14 protein-coding genes are annotated in these 24434 nt (G+C 31.8%); 4 read left to right on the top strand and 10 right to left on the bottom strand.

Annotated features, from left to right (window positions below; genetic code table 11):
- The first annotated feature begins 79 nt into the window (after positions 1 to 79).
- The 3 genes from hutH (at position 80) to hutI (ending at position 5347) form a co-directional block, all read left to right on the top strand.
- Positions 80 to 1627 (top strand): histidine ammonia-lyase, encoded by a 1548-nt coding sequence (gene hutH, locus MKD41_RS08540; protein WP_240241887.1) that lies wholly within the window; start codon positions 80 to 82, stop codon positions 1625 to 1627.
- 115 nt (positions 1628 to 1742) lie between these two features.
- Positions 1743 to 3758, top strand: a complete 2016-nt coding sequence (locus MKD41_RS08545) for a urocanate hydratase (RefSeq protein WP_240241888.1) — start codon at positions 1743 to 1745, stop codon at positions 3756 to 3758.
- A 353-nt stretch (positions 3759 to 4111) separates the two neighbouring features.
- Positions 4112 to 5347 (top strand): imidazolonepropionase, encoded by a 1236-nt coding sequence (gene hutI / locus MKD41_RS08550; RefSeq protein WP_240241889.1) that lies wholly within the window; start codon positions 4112 to 4114, stop codon positions 5345 to 5347.
- Positions 5348 to 5576: 229 nt separating this feature from the next.
- Here hutI and glmM read toward each other — a convergent pair whose 3' ends face one another.
- From glmM to MKD41_RS08575, 5 genes are all read right to left on the bottom strand, one after another.
- Positions 5577 to 6959, bottom strand: a complete 1383-nt coding sequence (gene glmM / locus MKD41_RS08555; protein WP_240241890.1) for a phosphoglucosamine mutase — start codon at positions 6957 to 6959, stop codon at positions 5577 to 5579.
- A 16-nt stretch (positions 6960 to 6975) separates the two neighbouring features.
- Complete coding sequence (nagB, locus tag MKD41_RS08560; protein ID WP_240241891.1) at positions 6976 to 8904, bottom strand: glucosamine-6-phosphate deaminase; 1929 nt, start codon at positions 8902 to 8904, stop codon at positions 6976 to 6978.
- Positions 8905 to 8935: 31 nt separating this feature from the next.
- Entirely contained in the window at positions 8936 to 10249 is a 1314-nt protein-coding gene (locus MKD41_RS08565; protein WP_240241892.1) for a sugar MFS transporter, read from the bottom strand.
- Positions 10250 to 10272: 23 nt separating this feature from the next.
- Positions 10273 to 11346 (bottom strand): phosphotransferase enzyme family protein, encoded by a 1074-nt coding sequence (locus tag MKD41_RS08570; RefSeq protein WP_240241893.1) that lies wholly within the window; start codon positions 11344 to 11346, stop codon positions 10273 to 10275.
- A gap of 67 nt (positions 11347 to 11413) precedes the next feature.
- On the bottom strand, positions 11414 to 12328 hold the full coding sequence (locus tag MKD41_RS08575) for a sugar phosphate nucleotidyltransferase (protein ID WP_240241894.1): 915 nt from the start codon (positions 12326 to 12328) through the stop codon (positions 11414 to 11416).
- Positions 12329 to 12506: 178 nt separating this feature from the next.
- Here MKD41_RS08575 and MKD41_RS08580 point away from each other — a divergent pair, with 178 nt between their 5' ends.
- Positions 12507 to 13550 carry a LacI family DNA-binding transcriptional regulator gene (locus tag MKD41_RS08580; protein WP_240241895.1) on the top strand — a complete coding sequence of 348 codons (1044 nt, stop codon included), beginning with the start codon at positions 12507 to 12509 and terminating at the stop codon, positions 13548 to 13550.
- 93 nt (positions 13551 to 13643) lie between these two features.
- On the opposite strand, the gene MKD41_RS08585 is transcribed toward MKD41_RS08580, so the two are convergent.
- The 5 genes from MKD41_RS08585 to MKD41_RS08605 all read right to left on the bottom strand — a co-directional run bounded on the left by MKD41_RS08585 (position 13644) and on the right by MKD41_RS08605 (position 24425).
- A complete protein-coding gene (locus MKD41_RS08585; RefSeq protein ID WP_240241896.1) occupies positions 13644 to 15497 on the bottom strand; it encodes a DUF3472 domain-containing protein in 1854 nt (617 codons plus the stop codon).
- 62 nt (positions 15498 to 15559) lie between these two features.
- On the bottom strand, positions 15560 to 16915 hold the full coding sequence (locus tag MKD41_RS08590; protein WP_240241897.1) for a DUF3472 domain-containing protein: 1356 nt from the start codon (positions 16913 to 16915) through the stop codon (positions 15560 to 15562).
- An 84-nt stretch (positions 16916 to 16999) separates the two neighbouring features.
- The gene (locus tag MKD41_RS08595) at positions 17000 to 19504 is read right to left on the bottom strand and encodes a glycoside hydrolase family 2 TIM barrel-domain containing protein (RefSeq protein WP_240241898.1); all 2505 of its coding nucleotides are present in this window, start codon (positions 19502 to 19504) and stop codon (positions 17000 to 17002) included.
- A gap of 297 nt (positions 19505 to 19801) precedes the next feature.
- Positions 19802 to 21397 (bottom strand): RagB/SusD family nutrient uptake outer membrane protein, encoded by a 1596-nt coding sequence (locus tag MKD41_RS08600; protein ID WP_240241899.1) that lies wholly within the window; start codon positions 21395 to 21397, stop codon positions 19802 to 19804.
- 13 nt (positions 21398 to 21410) lie between these two features.
- A complete protein-coding gene (locus tag MKD41_RS08605; RefSeq protein ID WP_240241900.1) occupies positions 21411 to 24425 on the bottom strand; it encodes a SusC/RagA family TonB-linked outer membrane protein in 3015 nt (1004 codons plus the stop codon).
- Between the last annotated feature and the right edge of the window lie 9 nt (positions 24426 to 24434).

A 24434-nucleotide genomic window follows, 5' to 3' on the forward strand; every position in this document is an offset into this window, starting at 1 on the left:
TTATTAGTTAGATGTATTAATAGTATTGTTAAGCATCAAATATAATGTTAAATTTGTGAATATAAAACCATAAACAGATATGTTTCACTACGGAATAGACTCACTTACAGTTGGTAAAGTTTTACAAATTTTAAATGGAGAACTTAAAGCAACCCTTACAGATGAAGCCTTTACTAAAATTGAGGCTTGCCATAAAATTGTTTTAGAAACAGCTAAGAAAGACAAAGCTGTATACGGTATAAACACAGGTTTCGGACCTTTATGCGATACCCGAATTTCAAAAGATAAAACAAGTGAATTGCAACGTAAAATATTACTAAGTCATTCAGTTGGTGTAGGAAAACCTATAGAAAAAGACTTGGCCAAATTAATGTTAATTTTAAAAGTACATTCGTTATCTCAGGGCTTTTCAGGAATATCTTCAACCGTTTTAAAGCGTATCTTATGGCATATAGAAAATGATGCAATTCCAATGGTTCCCGAACAAGGTTCTGTTGGAGCATCTGGAGATTTATGTCCTTTAGCTCACTTATTCTTACCGCTAATTGGAGAAGGACAGGTATATTATAAAGATGAACTTTTTGAAACATCAATTATTTTAAAAAAATTTAATTTAGAACCGATAGCATTGCATCCAAAAGCAGGCTTGGCATTAATAAATGGTACGCAATTTATATTAGCGCACGCTGTAATGGTGGTTGATAAAATGTATAAATGTCTATCGCACGCCGATTTAATTGGAAGTTTAATGATTGAAGGTTTAATGGGGTCTCAAACACCTTTTTATAGAAAATTACACCAAACAAGACCTTATAAGGGAAACATTCATGTAGCTGCAAGAATGCGAACCTTTTTAAAAGATTCTGAAATAGGAAATTCACATACCAACTGCGGAAAAGTACAAGACCCATACTCTATGCGCTGCATTCCACAAGTTCACGGAAGTTCTAGGAATGCTTGGCTGCATTTAAAAGAAGTTGTTGAAACCGAATTGAATTCGGTTACAGACAACCCTATAATAATTTCAGAAGATTTAATTATTAGTGGCGGAAGTTTTCACGGCCAACCTTTAGCTATGCCACTTGATTATGCTTGTTTAGCTGCCGCAGAACTAGGTAGTATCTCAGACAGAAGAACCTATTTATCTTTGGAAGGTAAATACGATGGCACGCCTCGCCTACTAATAAAAGATTCTGGTTTAAACTCTGGCTTTATGATTTTACAATACACAACTGCTGCCTTAGTAAGCGAAAACAAAGGCTTGTGTTTTCCTGCTAGTGCCGATAGTATTCCAACATCATTAGGACAAGAAGATCACGTTAGTATGGGATCAATTTCTGGAAGAAAAGCGTTGAGAGTGCTCAATAATTTAGAAAAAATATTAGCTATTGAAATGCTATGTGCAGCACAAGCTTTTGATTTTAGAAAACCCTTACATTCTAGTAAGGTATTAAACAAAGTGCATCAACTTATTCGGTCTAAAATTGAACACACAACTGAAGATCGTGTATTTGCTTTGGATATTGAAAAGGCAATTACCCTACTAAAATCTAATACATTATTAGAAATCACTTCAGAAGAAAACAATTGCTACAGCGAATATGATGCTGAATTTGAAACTTATTAAAATATAAACGTCACCCTGAACTTGATTCAGGGTCACACACTACTATGAGATTTCTAAACAAAAGTCGAAGCAAAATATAAATTTAGGATTCTTAAGGTAAATCAAAAAAAATAATATGATTACAACAAACACCAATTTTCAGACTGAAATTCTACAAGGAATTCCTTCGGAATTACCAGAGAAAAAGCCATATCCAACAAATGGAAATCCTGCTCCAAAACGTAAAGACATTCTTTCTTTAGAAGAAAAGCAATTAGCCATTAAAAATGCTTTGCGTTACTTTCCAAAAAAATGGCATCAAGAGTTAGCAGAAGAATTTGCCGAAGAATTAAAAACATTTGGCCGTATTTATATGCATCGTTTTAAACCAAATTATAAAATGTATGCGCGTCCAATTACCGCATATCCTGCAAAATCGCAACAAGCTGCTGCAATTATGTTAATGATTCAAAATAATTTAGATCCAGCGGTAGCACAACACCCTAATGAATTAATTACCTACGGCGGAAATGGTGCTGTTTTTCAAAATTGGGCACAATACCTTTTAACAATGCAGTATTTAGCTACAATGACTGATACACAAACATTAAACATGTATTCTGGTCATCCAATGGGTTTATTTCCTTCTTCAAAAGATGCGCCTAGAGTTGTAGTTACTAATGGAATGATGGTTCCAAATTATTCTAAACAAGACGATTGGGAAAAATTTAATGCACTTGGAGTTACGCAATATGGACAAATGACTGCGGGTTCGTTTATGTATATTGGTCCGCAAGGAATTGTACACGGAACTACAATCACGGTAATGAATGCCTTTAGAAAAATTTTAAAAATAGGTGAAAATCCCGCTGGAAAAATATTTTTAACCTCTGGTTTAGGAGGAATGAGCGGTGCACAACCAAAAGCAGGAAATATTGCAGGTTGTATAACTGTTTGTGCTGAAGTTAATGCAAATGCAGCTACAAAAAGGTACGAACAAGGTTGGGTAGATATACTTATTGATGACTTAAATGAACTAGTTATTCGAGTACAAGAAGCTCAAAAAAAACAAGAAATTATTTCAATTGCCTTTATTGGAAATATTGTTGATGTTTGGGAACGTTTTGATACTGAAAATATTTATGTTCATGTTGGATCCGACCAAACTTCATTACACAATCCTTGGTCCGGCGGTTATTATCCAGTTGGATTAACCTATAAAGAAAGCAATGATTTAATACGGAACAATCCAGAAAAGTTTAAAAAACACGTACAAAAATCGTTAGTGCGTCAAACAAATGCAATTAACAAACATACTGCAAAAGGCACCTACTTTTTCGATTATGGAAATGCATTTTTATTGGAAGCTTCTCGCGCTGGAGCGAACATATTTGCTAAAAATAATATCGATTTTAAATACCCTTCTTATGTGCAAGATATTTTAGGACCTATGTGTTTTGATTATGGCTTCGGACCTTTTAGATGGGTGTGCACTTCAGGAAAATCAGAAGATTTAGATAAAACAGACGCTATTGCTATGCGTATTTTATCTAAAATCATGAAAAATTCTCCAAAGGAAATTCAATTACAAATGCAAGATAATATTACCTGGATTAAAAATGCGAAAACCAATAAATTAGTAGTTGGTTCTCAAGCACGTATTTTATATGCCGATGCTGAAGGAAGAGCAAAAATTGCGGAAGCTTTTAATAATGCGATTGCAAATGGTGAAATTGGAGCTGTAGTTTTAGGAAGAGATCACCATGATGTTAGTGGCACAGATTCTCCGTACAGAGAAACCAGCAACATTTACGACGGAAGTAAATTTACGGCTGACATGGCGATTCAAAATGTAATTGGTGATAGTTTTAGAGGCGCAACTTGGGTTTCAATCCACAACGGTGGTGGCGTTGGCTGGGGTGAAGTTATTAATGGTGGTTTTGGAATGTTGTTAGACGGAACAAAAGAAGCAGAAAAAAAACTAAAAAACATGTTATTTTATGATGTAAATAACGGGATTGCTCGCAGAAGCTGGGCAAGAAATGATGAAGCCCTATTTGCTATAAAACGAGAAATGGAACGAAGATCCGATTTAAAAATTACGTTACCAAATAGTGTTGAGGATAACATTTTGAAGGATTTGTTTAAGTAAATTTATTAAAAATCCGTCACCCTAAACTTGTTTCAGGGTCGCATATTGCTAGCGGAAGGATGAGATGCTGAAATCGAAGATTCAGCGTAGCTAAACAAGTTTAGCATGACGTAAAAGTTTAATATAAACTGTCATAACTACGGAGGGAGGTATCCATTTTCATAGAGTATGGATTAGCTCCGCTGAACCTAAAGGTTTATCTGTTTTCACAGGAATGACAAAACTGATATTAATAGCACAAAAAACCTAACAGGTTTCTAAAACCTGTTAGGTTTACTAAAGTTAAAAACATTTAAGCAATCAGTTTCTAAACAACAAATTGTATCTTTAAACATCAAAAAGAATAAAACTAAATGCGTACTTTATTTAAAAACATAAAAGAGTTAATACAAATTAGAGATCATTCAGTTTCATTTTTATCTGGAGTAGAAATGAAGGAATTACCAAGCATTAAAAACGCTTATTTATTAGTTGAAAATGGAAGAATTTCTAATTTTGGAAAAATGAATGTTTGTCCTAATATTTCTGTAGATGAAGTTGTTGATGCTACAGGAAAAATGATACTCCCTTCTTGGTGCGATTCACACACACATATTGTATATGCTGGAAATAGAGAAGGAGAATTTGTTGATAGAATACACGGATTATCTTATGAAGAAATTGCGAATAAAGGAGGTGGAATTTTAAATTCGTCAAAAAAATTACAAGAAATTTCAGAAGAAGCATTATACCAGCAAAGTAAAATCCGTTTAGAAGAAGTGATTAAATTAGGCACTGGCGCCATTGAAATTAAATCTGGTTACGGTTTAACAGCTGAAGCAGAATTAAAAATGTTGCGTGTAATAAAACAACTAAAAGAACAGTATCCAATCCCGATAAAAGCAACATTTTTAGGTGCACATGCTATTCCAGTAATTTATAAAGATAAAAAACAAGCATATTTACAAATGTTAGTTGATGAAATACTTCCAACAATTGCAAAAGAAAAACTAGCTGATTATATAGATATTTTCTGTGAAACTGGCTACTTTTCAGTTAAAGATACTGCATTTATACTTGAAGCGGGGAAACAATATGGACTTATTCCAAAAATACATGTAAATCAATTTAATGCTATTGGAGGTATTAAAACTGGTGTAAATTACAATGCATTATCTGTAGATCATTTAGAAATAATGCACAATGATGATATAGAAATTTTAAAAAACACCCAAACAATGCCTGTAGCTTTACCAAGCTGTTCTTATTTTTTAAGTATTCCCTACACGCCAGCACGAAAAATGATAGATGCAGGCTTACCAATAGCCTTGGCATCCGATTACAATCCTGGCTCAACACCTTCTGGAAATATGAATTTTGTAGTTTCTACTGCTTGTATTAAAATGAAAATGACACCAGAAGAAGCAATAAACGCCGCCACAATTAATGGGGCGTATGCTATGGGATTGGAAAAAGAAGTTGGTTCTATTACTGTAGGGAAACAAGCAAATTTAATACTTACAAAACCAATTAACTCATATGGATTTATACCGTATTCTTTTGGAAATCATCAAATTGAAAAAACATATTTAAATGGAAAGTCTTGGTAGTTAACACTTTTAAAGGTTAATTTTAATTTAATCTACGTTTTTTAATATTATAAATATGTTTAGTAGGAGCTGTTATATTGCTGGTAAAAACAATAACAAAATCATCGTTTGATTACTAGTATCTATAGAAACATCAATAATTTACAAAAAAATTCCCCTTATCTTCCAGCGAAAGATTAGGGGAATCTAAACAACTATTATTAAATTTTAATATTTAAAATCTTATCTTCTAAATTATTTCTTTAATTTCATCAATAATACGTACAGCTAAATTATCGGCTTTATTTTGAGAAGTACTTTCAGTATAAATTCTAATAATTGGTTCTGTATTAGATTTTCTTAAATGCACCCATTCTGAAGCAAAATTAATTTTAACACCATCTATAGTACTAATATCCTCATTTTTATAGTTTGAAGCCATTTTTTCTAAAATAGCATCTACATTAATTTCAGGAGTTAATTGAATTTTATTTTTACTCATAAAATAATTTGGATAACTATCACGTAACTGTTTACAAGAAATTTTTAAACTTGCTAAATGCGATAAAAATAAGGCTACACCAACTAGTGAATCTCTTCCATAGTGTGATTCTGGATAAATAATTCCTCCGTTTCCTTCACCACCAATTATAGCATTTGAAGCTTTCATCAGTTCTACAACATTTACCTCTCCAACGGCACTTGCTTGGTATGTTCCACCATGTTTTTCTGTAATATCTCTTAAAGCTCTTGATGAAGATAAGTTAGAGACTGTATTTCCTTTTGTTTTTCCGAGTACATAATCTGCACAAGCAACCAATGTGTATTCTTCACCAAACATAGAGCCGTCTTCACAAACTAAAGCTAACCTATCTACATCTGGATCAACCACAATACCTAAATCTGCTTTTTCTTTAACAACCAATTCTGAAATGGCTGATAAATGCTCTTTTAAAGGCTCTGGATTGTGTGGAAACTGTCCGTTTGGTGTACAATACAATTCTACACATTCAACACCAAGCTCTTTTAACAAAGCTGGAATTGCAATACCACCTGTAGAATTAACAGCATCAACAACAACTTTAAAATTAGCATTTTTAATAGCTTCAACAGTAACTAAAGGTAAGTTTAAGACTTCAGAAATATGTTTTTCTATATATTGCTCATTTTTTTCATACTTCCCTAAATCATCTACTTCGGCAAATAAAAAGGCTTCATTTTCTGCAATATTTAATACTTTTTCACCTTCAACACCATTGAGAAACTCTCCTTTTTTATTCAATAATTTAAGTGCATTCCATTGTTTTGGGTTATGACTTGCAGTAATTATAATTCCACCATCTGCACTTTCTAAAGGCACAGCAACTTCAACTGTAGGTGTAGTTGATAAACCTACATCTACAACATCAATTCCTAATCCAACTAGCGTATTACAAACTAAGCTACTAACCATTTCACCAGAAATTCTGGCGTCTCTACCTACAACAACTTTTAATTTATCTTTTTCTGAATTATTTTTAAGCCACATACCATAAGCAGCGGCAAATTTTACAGCATCTATTGGAGTTAAATTATTATTAACTTTACCTCCAATAGTACCTCTTATTCCTGAAATTGATTTTATTAATGACATTTATATTATTTTTTAATTAAAATCTCCAACGTACAAATGCTTCCATAGCCGCATATCTTGCCATACCTAACTCGTGGTATAAATCGGCTGTTTCTTCATTTCTATCTTCTGCACGTTGCCAAAACTCTCTAGCATCTACCCCTTGAAATACAACGCCATCTTTTTGAGATTGGTGTTTAAAAATACCATGTCTTTTTTCTAATACTTGGTCTGGGCTCATTGGAACTGCCATTTCAATTTCATCAATTCCCCATTCTTGCCAAGCACCACGGTATAACCAAACCCAACAATCTTTCATAAATTTCTTAGATTTTAGATTTTTTACCGCAGCAAAAATTGCATCTAAACATACTTTATGAGTACCGTGTGGATCTGCTAAATCTCCAGCAGCATAAAGTTGATGAGGTTTTATTTTTTCGATCAACTCCATAGTTAACTTAACATCTTCTTCTCCTAGTGGGTGTTTTTCAATAGTACCTGTTTCATAGAAAGGCAATTCCATAAAGTGAATTTGATCATCTGGCAATCCAATATAATGTGCAGTTGCTCTTGCTTCTCCTTTACGAATAATTCCTTTTATATATCTAACTTCAGGAATATCTACTTCACTATTTTTTTTATTTTTTAAGAAGTTAACAGCCTTTTTATAAATAGCAGCTGCTTCATCACTTTTAATACCAAATTTCTCGTTATAATCACATACAAAACTTGCATACCTTAAGGCCTCACTATCTGTTACAGCAATATTTCCAGAAGTTTGATAAGCAACGTGCACTTCATGTCCTTGATTTTGTAACCTAATAAAGGTTCCTCCCATACTAATAATATCATCATCTGGGTGTGGACTAAAAATTAAGATTCTTTTTTTAGCTGGTTCAGCTCTTTCTGGTCTTTTACTATCGTCTGAGTTTGGTTTTCCACCTGGCCAACCAGTAATTGTATTTTGTAAATCGTTAAATATTTTGATATTGATATCGTAAGCTGGACCTAAATCTGCTAATAAATCACTCAATCCATTTTCAATATAGTCTGTATCTGTTAACATTAATATTGGTTTTGAAACTTTTTGAGCCAATCCTAATACCGCTTTACGAATTACTTTATCTGTCCAAACTATTTTTTCTACCAACCAAGGTGTATTTACTCTGGTTAATTTTGAAGAAGCTTCTCTATCTAGAACAATTGTTGCGTTGTTATGTTCTTGTAAAAATGATGCTGGCACACGGTTTGTTACTTGACCTTCAACAGCTTCTCTTATTATATTTGATTTTCCTTCACCCCAAGCAAATAAAATTACGCGTTTTGCCTCCATAATTTTTTTAACACCAAGTGTTATTGCTGTTCTTGGAGTATTGCTTAAACCAAAAAAGTCTTTACTTGCAGCTACTCTTGTAATATGATCTAGAGCTACTAAACGTGTTTTGGAGTTTTGTAATGATCCAGATTCGTTAAAACCAATATGTCCATTTCCACCAATTCCTAAGATTTGTAAATCAAGACCTCCTAATGATTTAATTTTAGCTTCATAAGCTGCACAATATTCAGCAATTTCATTTTTTTCTAGCGTTCCATCTGGTATATGGTAATTTTCTGGAAGTACATCTACATGATTAAATAGATGTTCTTTCATAAAGCGAACATAGCTATTTACAGAATCTGGTTCCATTGGGTAGTATTCATCTAAATTAAAAGTGATTACATTTTTAAAACTTAATCCTTCTTCTTTATGTAACCTTACCAATTCGGCATATAAACCTTTAGGTGAAGACCCTGTTGCTAAACCTAAGATACAAGGTTGTTTTTGAGCTTGTTTTACTCTAATTAAATCTGCAATTTCAAGTGCAACAGCATTAGAAGCTACTATAGAATTATCAAAAATTTTAGTTTCAATATTCTCAAACCTTTTTTCAAAATCTGTTGATTTATCAATATTACTTTTTAACATTTCTTTATTTTTTTAGTATTTTTTTTTAATCTTATTTCTTTTTCATTCCCAATTTATGTCCGGATAAGGCAAAGTATAGTATTAAGGCATAGCAAGGTATTAATATCCAATAGCTACCCGTAGCTGCTGTTGCCATTGCTTCTGCTTCATTTACACCACTTGTAATTAATTCGTGCTTACTAGCATCTACCAATCTACCGTATAATGGAGGTATAATAGCGCCTCCAGAAATTGCCATAACTAATAATGCGGAGGCTGTTTTTGTGTATTTTCCTAAACCTTCTAAAGTTAAAGGCCAAACTGCTGGCCATACCAATGCATTGGCAATACCTAATGCAGCTACAAATAAAATAGATGTAAATCCTGTAGTAAATAAAATACAAACACTAAATATAATACCTAAGCTTGCACTTATTTTTAATGCCGTACCTTGTTTTAAATATTTAGGAATTAAAAATACACCTAATGCATATGTTGCTACCATAGCCATTAATGTATATGTTGTAAAGAACTTTGCTTCTTCACCCGTAAATCCTAAAGAAATTCCATAAGAGATGATAGTATCTCCAGCAATTACCTCAGCACCAACATAAACGAATAATGTTAATACACCTAACCATAAATGTGGAAATTGAAAGATACTTGTTTTGGTTGTTTCTCCAGATTCACTCTCTTCTATTGGAGATGCTTCCACGTGAGGTAGAGGAGCTTTTCTAATTAAAATACCCAATACAAATAATACTATTGCCATTATTAAATATGGCATAAAAACACTATCTGCCATAGTATCTAATAAATGTGCTTTTTCTTCTACAGAAGCCGTACCTAATTTATCTTTTACTTCATCTATTCCTGCTAATAAAATAGCTCCAAATATTAATGAACCTAAAGCACCTGCAGTTTTATTTGCAATCCCCATAATGGCAATTCTTTTTGCACCACTTTCAATAGGTCCTAGAATTGTGATGTATGGATTTGAAGCTGTTTGTAAGATTGTCATACCAACTCCTTGAATAAAAATACCTGCCAAGAAAACCCAATAGGTTCTTGCTTCTGCCGCTGGAATAAATACCAAGGCTCCAATTGCCATAATAAATAAACCTAAAGACATTCCTTTTCTATAGCCAACTTTTTCTAAAATATAAGAAGCTGGTAATGCCATTACTACAAAAGAAATATAGGAGGCAGAGGCTACTAAATAAGATTGCGCATCGGTTAATTCGTTAATGGTTTTCATAAATGGAATTAATGCGCCATTAATCCAAGTTACAAATCCGAAAATAAAAAATAGTCCTGCAATAATAAGTATCGGGACTAAGGTGCTGTTCTTGCTTGATTGTGTCATATAGTTATTTTTTGTTTTTATTATTAGTTGCTATAAACATCCATTTTTTGAGTCATACTTTCAATTAATTTAAATTGATTTTTTGCTCTATCTAAATTATGTTCTGGATATTTAGTTTTAAAATAAATATCTCCGTTTAAATAATCTGTTAAAAATCGAAGTGCTATTATAAAAATCATTGTTTTTGCACCAAGTGGCAAATATTTTAATTCTGTTGGTGTTAATACAGATTCAACTTGTTCTAAAAATCCTTTTGTATAAGCCTTATAATATTCTAAGTTAAAATTTACTTTATCTAAATCTGTTTCATCTTCGGCCGCAGAATTACAAATAGTTCTAATTGCATCTCCAAAATCATAATGTACAACACCAGGCATTACCGTATCGGTATCTATTACACACAAGCCTTTGTTATCAGTATCAAAAAGCACGTTTGATATTTTAGTATCATTATGAGTAACTCTTAATTTTATATCTCCAGATTCTTTTAAATTTTGAATAATATGCATCTCATCTTTTAAACTCCAAACAAGATCTATATACTCTTTAGCTTTTTCTATTCTTTCTTCTGAAGCAACTTTTAAAGCATCTTCAAATTGAGAAAAACGGAAGGGCATATCGTGAAATTTTGGAATCACTTCCGATAGTTTACTCGCATCAAAATCGCTTGTTAAATTTAAAAACCCTCCTATTAATTTTCCACCTTCATAGGCCACATCTGCACTAGTTACAGTTTCAAATGTAATGCTATTGTCTATATACACCATTAAGTTCCAATAATTACCTTCAGCATCTGTATAATAATAATCGCCGTTTGTAGTTTCTACAAATGACAGTACTTTTCTATTTAATTCGTATTTTGGAAGGTATGCTAATTTTTTTTGTAAATGTTTACTGACATTTACTTTATTAGAAATAAGTCCAGGAACATTTTTAAAAACACCATGGTTTATTCTTTGAAGCACATAATTAATTCCAGCTGAAGTTTTAACTAAATACGTATCGTTTATATGACCAGATGCTAATTCTGAATGCGATAAAAATTTTGAATTATGATTAAACTGATTAAAAGCTTCTTGTAAGTGTTCTAATTTCATCTATATTATTATTTAGCGGTACATTTTTTATGTATTGATAATTACCTTTTTGTATACAGGTTTTATATTACCAAAGTTTTGCTGGATAACTTTTATTCTTTTGCAAAAGTTCAATTTCCTTTTGAACTATTTCTTTATCCTCTTTATAAGTAACTCCAAACCATTTAGCATCCGATTTTAATACTTCAACAGTTGCTTTTCCAGATTTTAAAATTTCACTTACAATTAAAGGTATAAAAAACTCAGCTTTTAAATTCCCTTTATTTTCTTCAAGAAACTTTTCAAAAAGCGAAGCTCCAAACTCGAAACACTTAGGTGTAAAACCCCAAAAATTCATAGAAACTACAGCATCTCCATCAATTGGAACAAATACACCATTTTCATCTTTTCTTATAAGGTAGTTATTCACTTTTTCTATATGAAGCCTTTCATTTATTTCTGTTAAAAAACCATTTTCATCAACCTCACATTCACCTCTAGAAACAAAACCATGCTCTGAAACTGTATTTTTCAACAAATATCCCATCATATTAAAATTATATGAATTAGGATCTATTTTAACCAGCTCTTGCGCCATTACTTTAAAGGCTTCCTTTCCATAAAAATCATCTGCATTAATAATTGCAAAATTTTCTTTTACAACATCTTTAGTCATTAAAAGTGCATGACCTGTACCCCATGGTTTGGTTCTTTCGGGATTCTGATATTGTTCTGGAACATCATCAATTTCTTGAAAAACATAAACAACTTCAGCTTTTCCTTCCAATTTTTTATCAAAAATTGCTTTAAACTCTTTTTCAAAACTTTTTCTAATAATAAACACAAATTTACCGAATCCGGCTTGTAATGCATCATAAATTGAAAAGTCTATAATGGTTGCCCCTTCAGGGGTAAAAGTATCAAGTTGTTTTAGCCCACCATAACGGCTTCCCATTCCTGCAGCTAAAATCACCAAAGTAGGTTTTAATTTACTTGTTTCCAATATATTATATTTTTATATTTTTAAACAAAACTCTTATTTCTGATAAAACATTATGCTAATTTATAAATGAATTTTGAGATATCAAAGGAAAATCACCAATAATGTGCTCGAACACATTATTTTTGTGTTATCGAACACATTTTTAAATCTGTGTCGTAAAGTTTTATATATTTGTAATATGAAAAAATATACGATTAAAGATATTGCTCAACTTGCAGGTGTTTCTAAAGGTACTGTTGATAGAGTTTTACATAAGCGTGGAAAAGTTTCTGAAATTGCCTTAGAAAAAGTAACTAAAATTTTAAATGAAATTGATTATAGACCAAACCCAATTGCTAAAAACTTAAAAAGCAATAAAATATACAAATTGGCTGTAATTTTACCAGATGCACAAAAAGACTCCTATTGGGAACCTTGTACTGGTGCTATAAAAGAAGTTGAAAGTGAGTTTCAACACTTTGGCATTGAAATTAAAAAGTATGTTTTTGATGCAACAGAAACAAGTACATTTATTAAAACTTCATTAGAAGTTATAGCTACCTTACCCGATGCTATTTTAATGGTACCATTATTTCAAAAAGAAGCTTCTAAAATTGCTGCAAAATGCACAGAAAACAACATAAAAGTATCTACATTCAATAACTTTATTGATTCAAGTTATTCAAATAATTTTATTGGTCAAGATTTATATCAAAGCGGAAGGGTAGCTGCAAAATTAATGGATATGTTGTTAAAAAAAGGAACTATTGGAATTATACATATAGATGAGGATTACCAAAACGCAACGCATTTACAAGAAAAAGAAAAAGGATTTAGAAGTTATTTTAAATCGTTGAAAACATCAGATTACAAGATAACCACTGTTAATTTAAATTATAAAAAATCGGAAATTTTTAATGCATCAATTGATTCTTTTTTAGAAAAAAATCCAAATATAAATGGTCTTTTCGTAACCATCTCTAAATCTTATGTAGTAGTTGAAGCTCTTAAAGAAAAAGCAAACACTATAGCTATTGTTGGATATGATCTTGTTAAAAAAAATATTGATTATTTAAAACAAGGACAAATTGATTTTTTAATCCATCAAAACCCTAAGCAACAGGTATATTTAGGTTTGAGTTATTTAGTTGAGCATTTTTTATTTGACAAACAAATTCCACCGCAACTTTTATTGCCTTTAGATATTATTAATTCTGAGAATATTGAGGGGTATTTAACCTAGTAAATAAATAATATATATTTCTAATAAAAACATAAAAAAGCCTCTACACCATAAAAGTGTAAAGGCTTTAGCATTAATTCAAATAAATATATTTTAATCAAAAATATATGCCTTTATTTCAGCCATAGCTGCATTTTCTGTTCCATCATGAGAAGATTTTGCAATAAACTTAAAGTACCTAAATGCTTTAGTATTATTTACATTAATATTTTGGGTAACTATAGTTTTATCAATTGAAAAATCTCCTAAACTTTCCCAAGTTAAATTATCAGTACTCACCTGAATTTCAACATCTTTTACAGCTCTTGATAGAGATTGCCTTTGAACAAAACCAAAACCATCTACTGACTTTAACATTCCCATATCAACAATTATATAATGAGGTGATGTTGCTGTACAATCACCAACCCAACAAGAGTGCCAGTATGTAGTAATATCACCATCTATAATATCTTTAGCTAAACCTGTGGTTCCCTCTCCTCCATTATCTTCTTGTGAGCTATATTCAATTACAGACCAAGATGCGCTATCTAAATATGTATAAGAAGCTTCAACTGGCAACTCAGGCACTTCTAAAGCTGAAAAATCTATAATAGGAGTGACACCTTCTGATGGTCTAATAAATTGTGTATTTGTCTTTTTATTATCACTAAAAAAACCACAATTTCTTAAATAAAAAGAATCTCCTTCTGAACCTCCATCATAATCGAAACGAACTCCACTAGCACCAGTATTATCTATTGTAAATTTGGCTGAGGTAGCTTCACTCCAATTCCCTTCAGTATCATACATCCATTGGTTTGAATAGTTCGCTTTTCTAGTTAAACTTCCAGTTTTAGTTTCAAAATTTTCTAAAAACGAATGCAACCCTGTTAAATGTGCACCTGTAGGAAATGGTCTTCTAAAACTTGCTATTAATTTCCAATCTCCAATTTCAGGTGCGTAAAAGTATGCCGTATAATCAATAGAATTCTCTGCATTAGATTCTCCTTTTAATAAAAATTTATACGTTACATCTGGTTTCCAATCGTACACAAAATAACTTTGTGCTCCAGAACCTTCATTTCCAAATTCACCTACCGTAACTCCATCTCCATAACCCAATGGTAAAACTGTATATTCTTTTGGTATTTGACTTGGGTCTTGCGTATCATAAGCACTCCAAACTGAAAATAAAATTCGTCGTTCAGTTTCAGAATTCACTTGCATCCCAAAATAACCTGAAGAAAATCCATTTGCCATAAAATAGGAACCTATAGGATCACTACCCTCTGGAACGGTTATTTCATTATAAAACCAAGTAATATCTTTACCTGCTGGTTCATCAAAATTTAAATGAACAGACGGACCTCTTCTTCCCCAATAAAACCAATCTGCTTCCACATAATCAATATGTGAAGTCCAAACAGTATCACCTAATATGATATCTGAAATTTCTCCAAATGTATTTCCTGTTTTAGAAACACCTTCTAACTCTACATAATGATACCCTATTTCTGTAATATTAAAAGTGGCAATCACATGTTTAATAGTAGTACTTGAAGATTCAAAAGATACTTCTTTAGAAACATTACCCAGTGTTACTTTTAATTTAGTGGTCCCTGTAAATTTAGCATTCAGCCCAACATCTATATCTCCTGTAGCAGTAGCATAAAAATAAGTTCTAATTCTATCAGTAGTATTTGACCAGTTTTTAATTCCACCTTCTACCACCATATTTGTTGTAGCTGTTGGATTATCAACCACCCAACTATTTCCTTCACAGGGTATAAAAATTATTAAATCATCTTTAGTTGGAGCCTCTGATTGTTCTGGCTCTTCTGTAACTGGAGGGGTCGGTTCTTCAATAATTGAGCTTTCTTGATTTGTCTTACTACAAGAAATTCCCAATATTGCAATACTATATAAATAAACAATGATTAAAGATATATCTAGATTTTTTTTCATTACAATAAGGTTTTTTATTACAAACTATGCTCAATAATTAAACATTCTAAAATTTATAAAAACTATCGAGTGATTTTTATATTAGGTACTTCTAAAGTTGAAAAATCAATTGTTGGAGCAGCACCTCCCGACACTCTAGTAAACTTAGTATTTGGAACTTCATTATCACTAAAAAATCCGCAATTTCTTAAGTAAAAAGAATCCCCTTCTGAACCTCCATCATAATCGAACCGAACTCCACTTGCACCAGTATTATCGATAGTAAATTTAGCAGCAGTAGCTTCATTCCAATTACCTTCTGTGTCATACATCCATTGGTTTGTATATTTAACACTTCTACTTTTATCTCCTGTAGAAGTTGAAAAGTTTTCTAAAAACGAATGCAATCTTGTTAAATGTGAACCTGTTGGGAATGGTCTTCTAAAACTTGCTATTAATTTCCAATCTCCAACCTCAGGTGCGTAAAAATATGCTGTATAATCTATGGAATTCTCTGCATTAGATTCTCCTTTTAGTAAAAATTTATAGGTTACATTTGGTTTCCAATCGTACACAAAATAACTTTGCGCTCCAGAACCTTCATTACCAAACTCACCTACTGTAACACCATCTCCATTACCAAGCGGTAAAACAGAGTATTCTTTTGGTATTTGTTTTGGATCTTGTGTATCATAAGCACTCCAGACCGAAAATAAAATACGTCTTTCAGTTTCTGTATTTACTTGCATACCAAAATAACCAGAAGAAAATCCATTTGCCATAAAATAGGAACCTATAGGGTCATTTCCTTCAGGAACAGTAATTTCGTTATAAAACCACTTTATATTTTTATCTGCTGGTTTTTCAAAACTTAAATGTACCGATGGTCCTCGTCTTCCCCAATATGACCAGTCTTTAGTTGCAAAACTTATTTTAGATTCCCAAGAAGCATCTCCCAATAAAATTTCAGAAATTTCTCCAAAAGTATCTCCTGATTTTGAAATCCCTTCTAATTCTAAATAATGATAGCCTGGTTCTGCAATATTAAAAGTTCCTATTGCATATTTACTAACTGATTCTGAAGCTTCTAAATCAATTTCTTTTGAAGCACCTCCCAACGTTACTTTAAGTTTGCTTGCCCCTGTAAATTTAGCATTAAGTCCAACATTTATAACTCCTATATCCTTAGCGTAAAAATAGGTTCTAATTTTATCTGTAGCATTTGTCCAATTTTTAATTCCTCTTTTACCTATAACTAATCTTGTAGCTTTTGGGTTATTTACAACCCAACTATTTGCTAGTGTTGGTATAGAAATGCTAGTTTCGGTTTCTATAGTTTCTTCAGTTTTATCTGAAGTTACCTTGGTATTTTTACATGCATCACCAACAAGTAATAACAAACTTAAAATCAGGTATGAAAAGATGATTTTTTTGTTCATTTTATATTTTTTATTCAAACGTATTTTTATTAATGGATAATAATTACTAATAGCACTAGAACTAGTTTTGTTCTTTCTTAAATTTTAATAAAGATTCCATTTTATTGATTTATGATCAAAATCAGATTTTGCATTTATTTCTAATTGACCTACATCATGTGTCTTTACAATAAACGATGCAATTCCTGCTTCTGCTTCAACTGTATTTGGTCCAACAATCTCTCCCCCTTCAATAACTTCTAATAAAATACTTGACGAATCATTTATACATAGTGTTCCATTTAAATCTTTTATTTTCACATAGACAATCAATAAGTCATTTATAGATGCTTTTTTACCTGATTCAAAATAATCAATAGATAATTTAGAAGCTTTTATTGGTGTAGAAATTTCATATTCTGTTAATGCTTTTCCATCTACATATCCAATTGCCTTTACCGTTCCTTTTTCCCATTTAATATTATTAAATGTAAATGGCGCTTTTTCAAGATTGTTACCATTTCCCCCGTCAAAAGGATTTCCTCCATTATACCACATTTCTTTAGTGTTTCCATAATCACTATCCATTCCTTTATCACTTTGCTGTCTAGCTACTTGTTTTCCATTTATTTCCAGTACTACTTCTTCTGTATTAGAATAGACCACCAGCTTATTATTATCTAATTGATTATCCCAATAGTTTGCAATAAACACATATGGCTTAAAAATCCCTGATGGGAGTGGTGTTCCAATAGACATCTGACTTTTGTAAAACGGGACACTAAATTTATCAATTCTAAAAATATCAGCTATTCCACTGCGACAGATGTTGTCACAACAGCCACGGTTATAATCGTACATACTCCAAACTGCATCACCTGCAGTTTGAGGATATTGGGCTCTATATCTATTATGAGACCATTGTGCATTCCAAGCATTTTGTAGCAGAGCTTTTTCTCCATCTCCTCTTTTAACCCTTGTAGTACTATAATGTCCTCCAAATTCATAGTCGTAATATTCTCTTATAAAACCAGCTTTTTCACTTATATTTGGTCGTTTGAAGCCTTCTTCCCAATCATTATATTGAACATCCCAACCATAATAACCATAACTATCTCCAGAAACAAAAAATTGATTGCCTGGATACTCTGCTTTTGCAAAATTGTAAGCCTTGTCTTTCCACCAATTTGGAGGCCATGCTTCATTTAAAATAACTTCCCACATAATAATAGAAGGGTGATTTCGATCTCGGCGTATCATATGTTTTATATCTCTATAAGTCAGCTCACAAAATTGTTCATTCTCATTAAAAAATTGCCAACCTGGAATAGGTTCAATAGCTAAAAGACCTAGCTCATCACAAGCTTCGAGTACAGATTTATCTTGAACATAATGCCCCAAGCGTACTGTGTTGAATCCACTTTCTTTGATATGATAAATATCTCTATATTGTGCTAAATCAGAAATTGCATTCCCTATATATGGATATTCCATATGTCTATTACTACCTTCCAACCGTAGCTTTGTTCCATTTATTTCAAAACCATTTTTTTTTGTAAAAGCTATACTACGTATACCTATACGTCTTTCTTCGCTGTCAATAATCTTACCATTTTGTAACACTTCGGTCTTTAATAAGTAAAGATAGGGTGCATCTGGAGACCAAAGTTGAGGCTGTTTTACATTAATATTTTGCTTAACATGTTTACTTTCTCCTGACGAAAGATTTAAAATTGTTTTTGTATTGCCTATTTCCACACCGATATTTCGTTCTTGAAAAAGCCCATTAATTGTCAACAGTCTTTGATGTACCTCTACTTCACAATTCTTATCTAGCTCATTTATTATTTGAGTTTTAACAGCAACAACTGCATTTTGATCGGTAACTTTTGGGTACGTAACAAACACACCGCCACCTCCTACTTCATTTGCTAAAATTGGATGTGTTATGTGTATCTTATTTTTTATAATAAAATTTACATCTCGATAAATTCCACCATAATAATTGAAATCTAATTTATCGACTGGTTTACCCGGTGGTATGAGTTCATTATTCCTATTATCTAACCTAACTACTATTTCATTAGACTCACCAAATTTTAAATTATTAGAAACATCAATCACAAATGGAGTATACCCACCTGCGTGCTGCATAACATGTTTTCCATTAATCCAAATATCCGCTAGATGCATGGCTCCTTCAAATTCAATATAAGAAATTTGATCCTTCCAATTATTGTCTGCTATAAATTCTTTTTTATAGTAGCAGATACCTTGCCATTGTTTCAATACAGTTAAATCTTCAATTTTAGGTGTATGAGGAATTGATATAGATTGCCAATCGGCAGATTCAAGTAATTTAAACTCACTATTTACAATATCTTTATCTAATCCAAGATTACCTTCTGATACCACATGTGTAACATTATATTGTGATTTCCAGCCTGTTCCTTGATTTTCAATGTTTACTTTTGCAATACCCTTATCGTCTAATCTAACAAATTGCCAATTTGAATTGAATAAAATTGTTTTTTGTTGATGTTGATTATTACAACCAATTAAAAATATAGTTATAAAAAAAATCACAAATGAATTATAAAGTTTTATCATATATATTTATTTTTTATAATTTTTATAAAATAATTCGTAAAAGCTTACAGGTTCCATTATTACTTTATAAGAAAACTTTTTTTTATAAAGTATTAAATACTCTAGTTAATTTATCAATTCTTTTAAAACATTATTTTTTAGGATTTATATTTCCAAATGAATTTATAATTATAATAAATTGTAACAAAAAAATTAATGGTAGATTTAATAAACCCCGCCAACCATAAAAAAGCTGACGGGATAAACTTATTGAATCAAATAAAAATTATTTTTTAATAATAATTTGAGTTCAAACAATTAATAACCTGGGTTATTCGGTTTTAAATTAGGGTTCTTATCAATAGCGCTTTGCGGTATAGGTAAAAGATTATTTTTAGGAACTTGAAAAGATCGATTCTCAATTATGTTTGGATCCAAATTCATTAATACATTATAATCACCATTAGGTTGTTTAGTATCCAATACAGTTCCTCTGTTAGCCCCTAACAAATCACCATTAAGAACCTCTGAAGCAATTCCCCAACGTATAATATCATCTCTACGAAGACCTTCCATTGCAAATTCAACTCTACGCTCATTTCTAATTAACTTCCTTAAACTTAATTCATCTGCATATTTAACTCTATCAACTTCTGGCATACCAGCTCTTAAGCGAATAGCATCTATTGCTTCATAAAGTTCATTATCTATCTGACCTAATTCTAACTTAGCTTCTGCTATTGTTAGAAGCACTTCTGCATATCTAAAAATAAAAATATCATTACCCATATTCCAATAAGCTGAACCTGGGTCTAAATCCATAAAACTAGTATATTTCTTAAAGTTGTATCCAGTTTTAGAAGAATTATTTGCTTTACTATAGTAATCATCGTCACCAACTTCAATAGAACGGTAAACATTGTTTGCAAATACTTGTCCTGGATAAACAACAGAAGCTCTCAATCTAGGGTCTCTATTTACATATGGATTTGTAGGGTCATAATCCCCATCATTTTCAGCTTCATCAATTGTTCGTCCATCTGCCATTTCAAAAGCGTCAACTAAAGACTGTGTTGGCACTACAGAAGACCACCCTCCAATACCATTTGGTAAATAAGGTGTAAAACCAATTGAATAAAGATCTGGAGTATACTGTACAGATAAAATTATTTCACTATTTTGCTCGTTTGCAGGGTCAAATAGGCCTTCAAATGTAGCGTTTAAAGAATATCCACTAATACTATTTGCAGTTGATAAAGCTTTTTGATATTCTTTAAAATAAAGAAAGTAACGCATTAGTAATGCTTGTGCAGCGCCTTTTGTAGCTTTTCCATATTCTGCAGCGGAATAAGCATCAGGCAAAATATTAATCACATCATTTAATTCGTCTTCAATAAAATTACGAACTACCTCTTGTGAATCCCTTGAAACTTTAGCTTCTTCTGGAGTACCAAAATTCTGAGTTATTAAAGGAACATCACCATAATTTGTTGTTAAAACATAATATTTAAAGGCACGAATAAAACGTGCTTGAGCTTTATATACCTCCCTAAGATTCTCATCTACATCAACAGCAAAATCAACATTTTCAATAAACTCGTTACATCTATTTATTATTGTAAAATCATAATAAGTAGAACCTGGGTCAGCTGGAGATAATTCTCCATTTCCTATATTTTTCCATCCTTCCCAAGGAAAATTATTATAAGCATTATCTGATCCACAATCTCGATATATAATTGAACCTCCATCTTCAAAACCACTATAACAACCAGTTAAAGCTAAGTCTAAATCATTTTGGGTTTTCCAAAAAGTTGAAGGTGAAAGAGCATCATTAGGATCCGTTTCTAAAAAGGATTCGTCACAAGAGTTGAATACAACAACTATTGCTAATAAATATATTATTTTTTTCATCTTTTACTATAAATTAAAAAGTTAAATTAATACCTATTGAATTTGTTTTTACAACAGGATAACTACTACCACGTCCAGATGGCGCTTCAGGATCCCACCCCTTAAGATAAGATGTAATTGTAAATAAATTTTGAGCACTATAATAAACTCTCAAACGTGAAATATTCCAATTATCTAATATTTTTGAAGGAATATTATACCCTAACTGAAGGTTCTTCATTCTTAAGTAATCAGTACTTCTCAACCAGTAACTTGTAGTTGAATTTTGTGGCAAACTTGGCCCAACTGTATTATCAATAAGTCTTGGTACGTTAGTATCAGTATTTTCGAGAGTCCAACTATCCAGCCATAATGCTGCTGGTTTAACACTATCTCCATTTGCTGAACCTATAGCAGAACTATCCATATAACCATGTCCTCCCGCAGTTCCTTGGAAAAATGCCATAAAATCAAAGTTTTGGTATTCTAATGTAAAATTAAATCCAAAAATTAAATTAGGTGTAGAATCACCTAATATTACACGATCATCTGCATCTACCTTACCATCTCCAGTAACATCAACATAGCGTAAATCACCTGGTTTAATTTGACTTCTATAAAGAGTATTGGTTGCATAAGAATCAATTTCATCTTGACTTTGATATAATCCATCTGTCTTATAACCATACCAAGAGTCTAAAGATTCACCTAGCTTACGTATTGTGCGATCACTAATAATTTGATCAACCCCCGCCAATTGAATCAGTTCATTTTTATTGAAAGCTACATTTCCACTAAACCCAAAACCTACATCTCCAAATTTTTCATTATAATTTAGGCTCACTTCTACCCCTTTATTTTCTAGCTCACCAACATTATCAAAAAAATTACTTAAAGCAAATTCATCTGGTGCAGGCACTTGCATAATTATACCTTCAGTTAATTTTTTATATAAATCAATAGTAATATCAAGTGTATTAAATATCCTTGCATCTACACCTATACCATAACTTGTTGTTTTTTCCCAAATTAAATCTGCATTTTTAGCATCTGTTATAGCTGCTCCAGAGTTTATATTACTATTATAAGGATAATCCACTCCTAGTCCCAAAGTTGGGATAGTTGGATAATAGTCACTTAATGCATCTTGATTACCTAATTGCCCCCAAGAAATTCTAAATTTTAAATCATTAAATATATTATCTCTTGCACTCTCAAAAAACTCCTCTTCAGATATACGCCAACCAGCAGAGAAAGAAGGAAACACACCTACTCTATTATCTTCAGAAAAACGTGAAGAAGCATCAGACCTTATATTTGCTTCAAACAAATAACGTCCTAAATAATCATAATTAATACGCCCAAACCAAGAGGTCATATTTAGTTCGCGTGTATACCCTGTATTTTTCATACCGCTAGTAGATCCTGCGTTTAAATCTGAAAGTTCAGTGTTTGGAAAATTTTCACGATATCCCGTCAATACTTTATAATCATAAGATTCCGCATGATATCCAGCCAAAGCACCCAAATTATGCACATCATTAAAAGTTTTATTATAATTTGCAGTCAAATCAAATGTATTACGAGTAGTTGTACTAAAACTTTCTGTCAATTTTGTAGGCCCATGGTATTTTGATGAATTGTATTGAATCTCTTTATTCATTTCTGAATTATTAGATTCTACATTTCTGTGAGAAACCAAAGCTTTAACACTTAAACCTTCAAATAAATCGGCCTTAATCGAACCAATTCCTACAAAAGTTTTACGTTTGTAGTTAATTTGTGGTCCCAAATCTATCCACGCGATTGGATTACCATCTCCAATAGTTCCATAAGTTCCATCTTCATTTTTGTAAGGAACCCATGGAGAAATTCTATTTACTTGTCTTATTATCTGATCAATTCCCCCACCTACATAGGCATTATTTGGCTCTTCACGATCCATTAGAGTATATGATAAATTCATATTTGTAGTAATCCATTTTTTAGGAGTAACAGAAAGATTAAGCCTTGCATTATACTCATTTTTACCAGTATGCTCTATAATACCATCTTGTTTTTGATGATTAATAGACGCTCTATACTTAGTTATCTCTGAGCCTCCTGATATACCTAAAGTATTGGTATTAACAAAACCTGAACCCTGATATAAAAGATCTTGCCAATCTGTATTTGGGTGTCCATACGGATCAGTTCCATTTTTAAACAATTCTAAATCATTATCACTAAAAGCAGGTGTTTTTCCACTATTAGTTAAGGCTTCGTTATATAAAACTCCGTAATCATAAGAACCTAAATAATCTGGTAATACTGTTGCAGATTGCCACCCTACATCACTTGAAAAATTAATCAATGGAGCTCCAAATTTACCTGTTTTAGTTGTAATTAAAATAACACCATTTGCCGCTTTTGAACCATAAATAGCAGCAGATGCAGCATCTTTCAACACGGATATATTTGCAATATCATTAGCTTGCACATCATTTAAAGAGCCTTCAGTCCCATCAATTAACACCATAGGAGAAGCTTGATTTAAAGTACCCGTACCTCTAATTCTAATTGTACCACTATCAGAACCTGGCATACCTGTAGATTGATTCACTGACACACCTGGCAACAACCCTGAAAGTCCAGCTGAAACACTAGTAATAGGTCTACTTTCAAGCATGTCACTACCTACAGAAGCAACAGACCCTGTAAGGTTTACTTTTTTCTGAGTACCAAAACCTACTACAACTACTTCATCTAACAATGCGGTATCTTGAACTAATTCAATTGTAATAGTTGACTGTCCATTTAACTTGACTTCTTTAGTAGTAAAACCCATATAAGAAATTACTAGAGTCGGATTTTTAGTTGTTAGTGAAATAGAAAATTTACCATCAAAATCCGTTAATGTTCCGTTTACTGTTCCTTTTTCTAAAATACTGGCACCAGGTAAAAGTCCACCAGTTTCATCAAAAACAGTTCCTGTAACTGTTTTGTCTTGTGCTTGGACATAAAATATACCCAGCATAGAAATTATTAAACATGTGATTAATTTTTTCATAAAGTTAAT

Source organism: Lutibacter sp. A64, assembly GCF_022429565.1.
Taxonomy (GTDB): Bacteria; Bacteroidota; Bacteroidia; order Flavobacteriales; family Flavobacteriaceae; genus Lutibacter.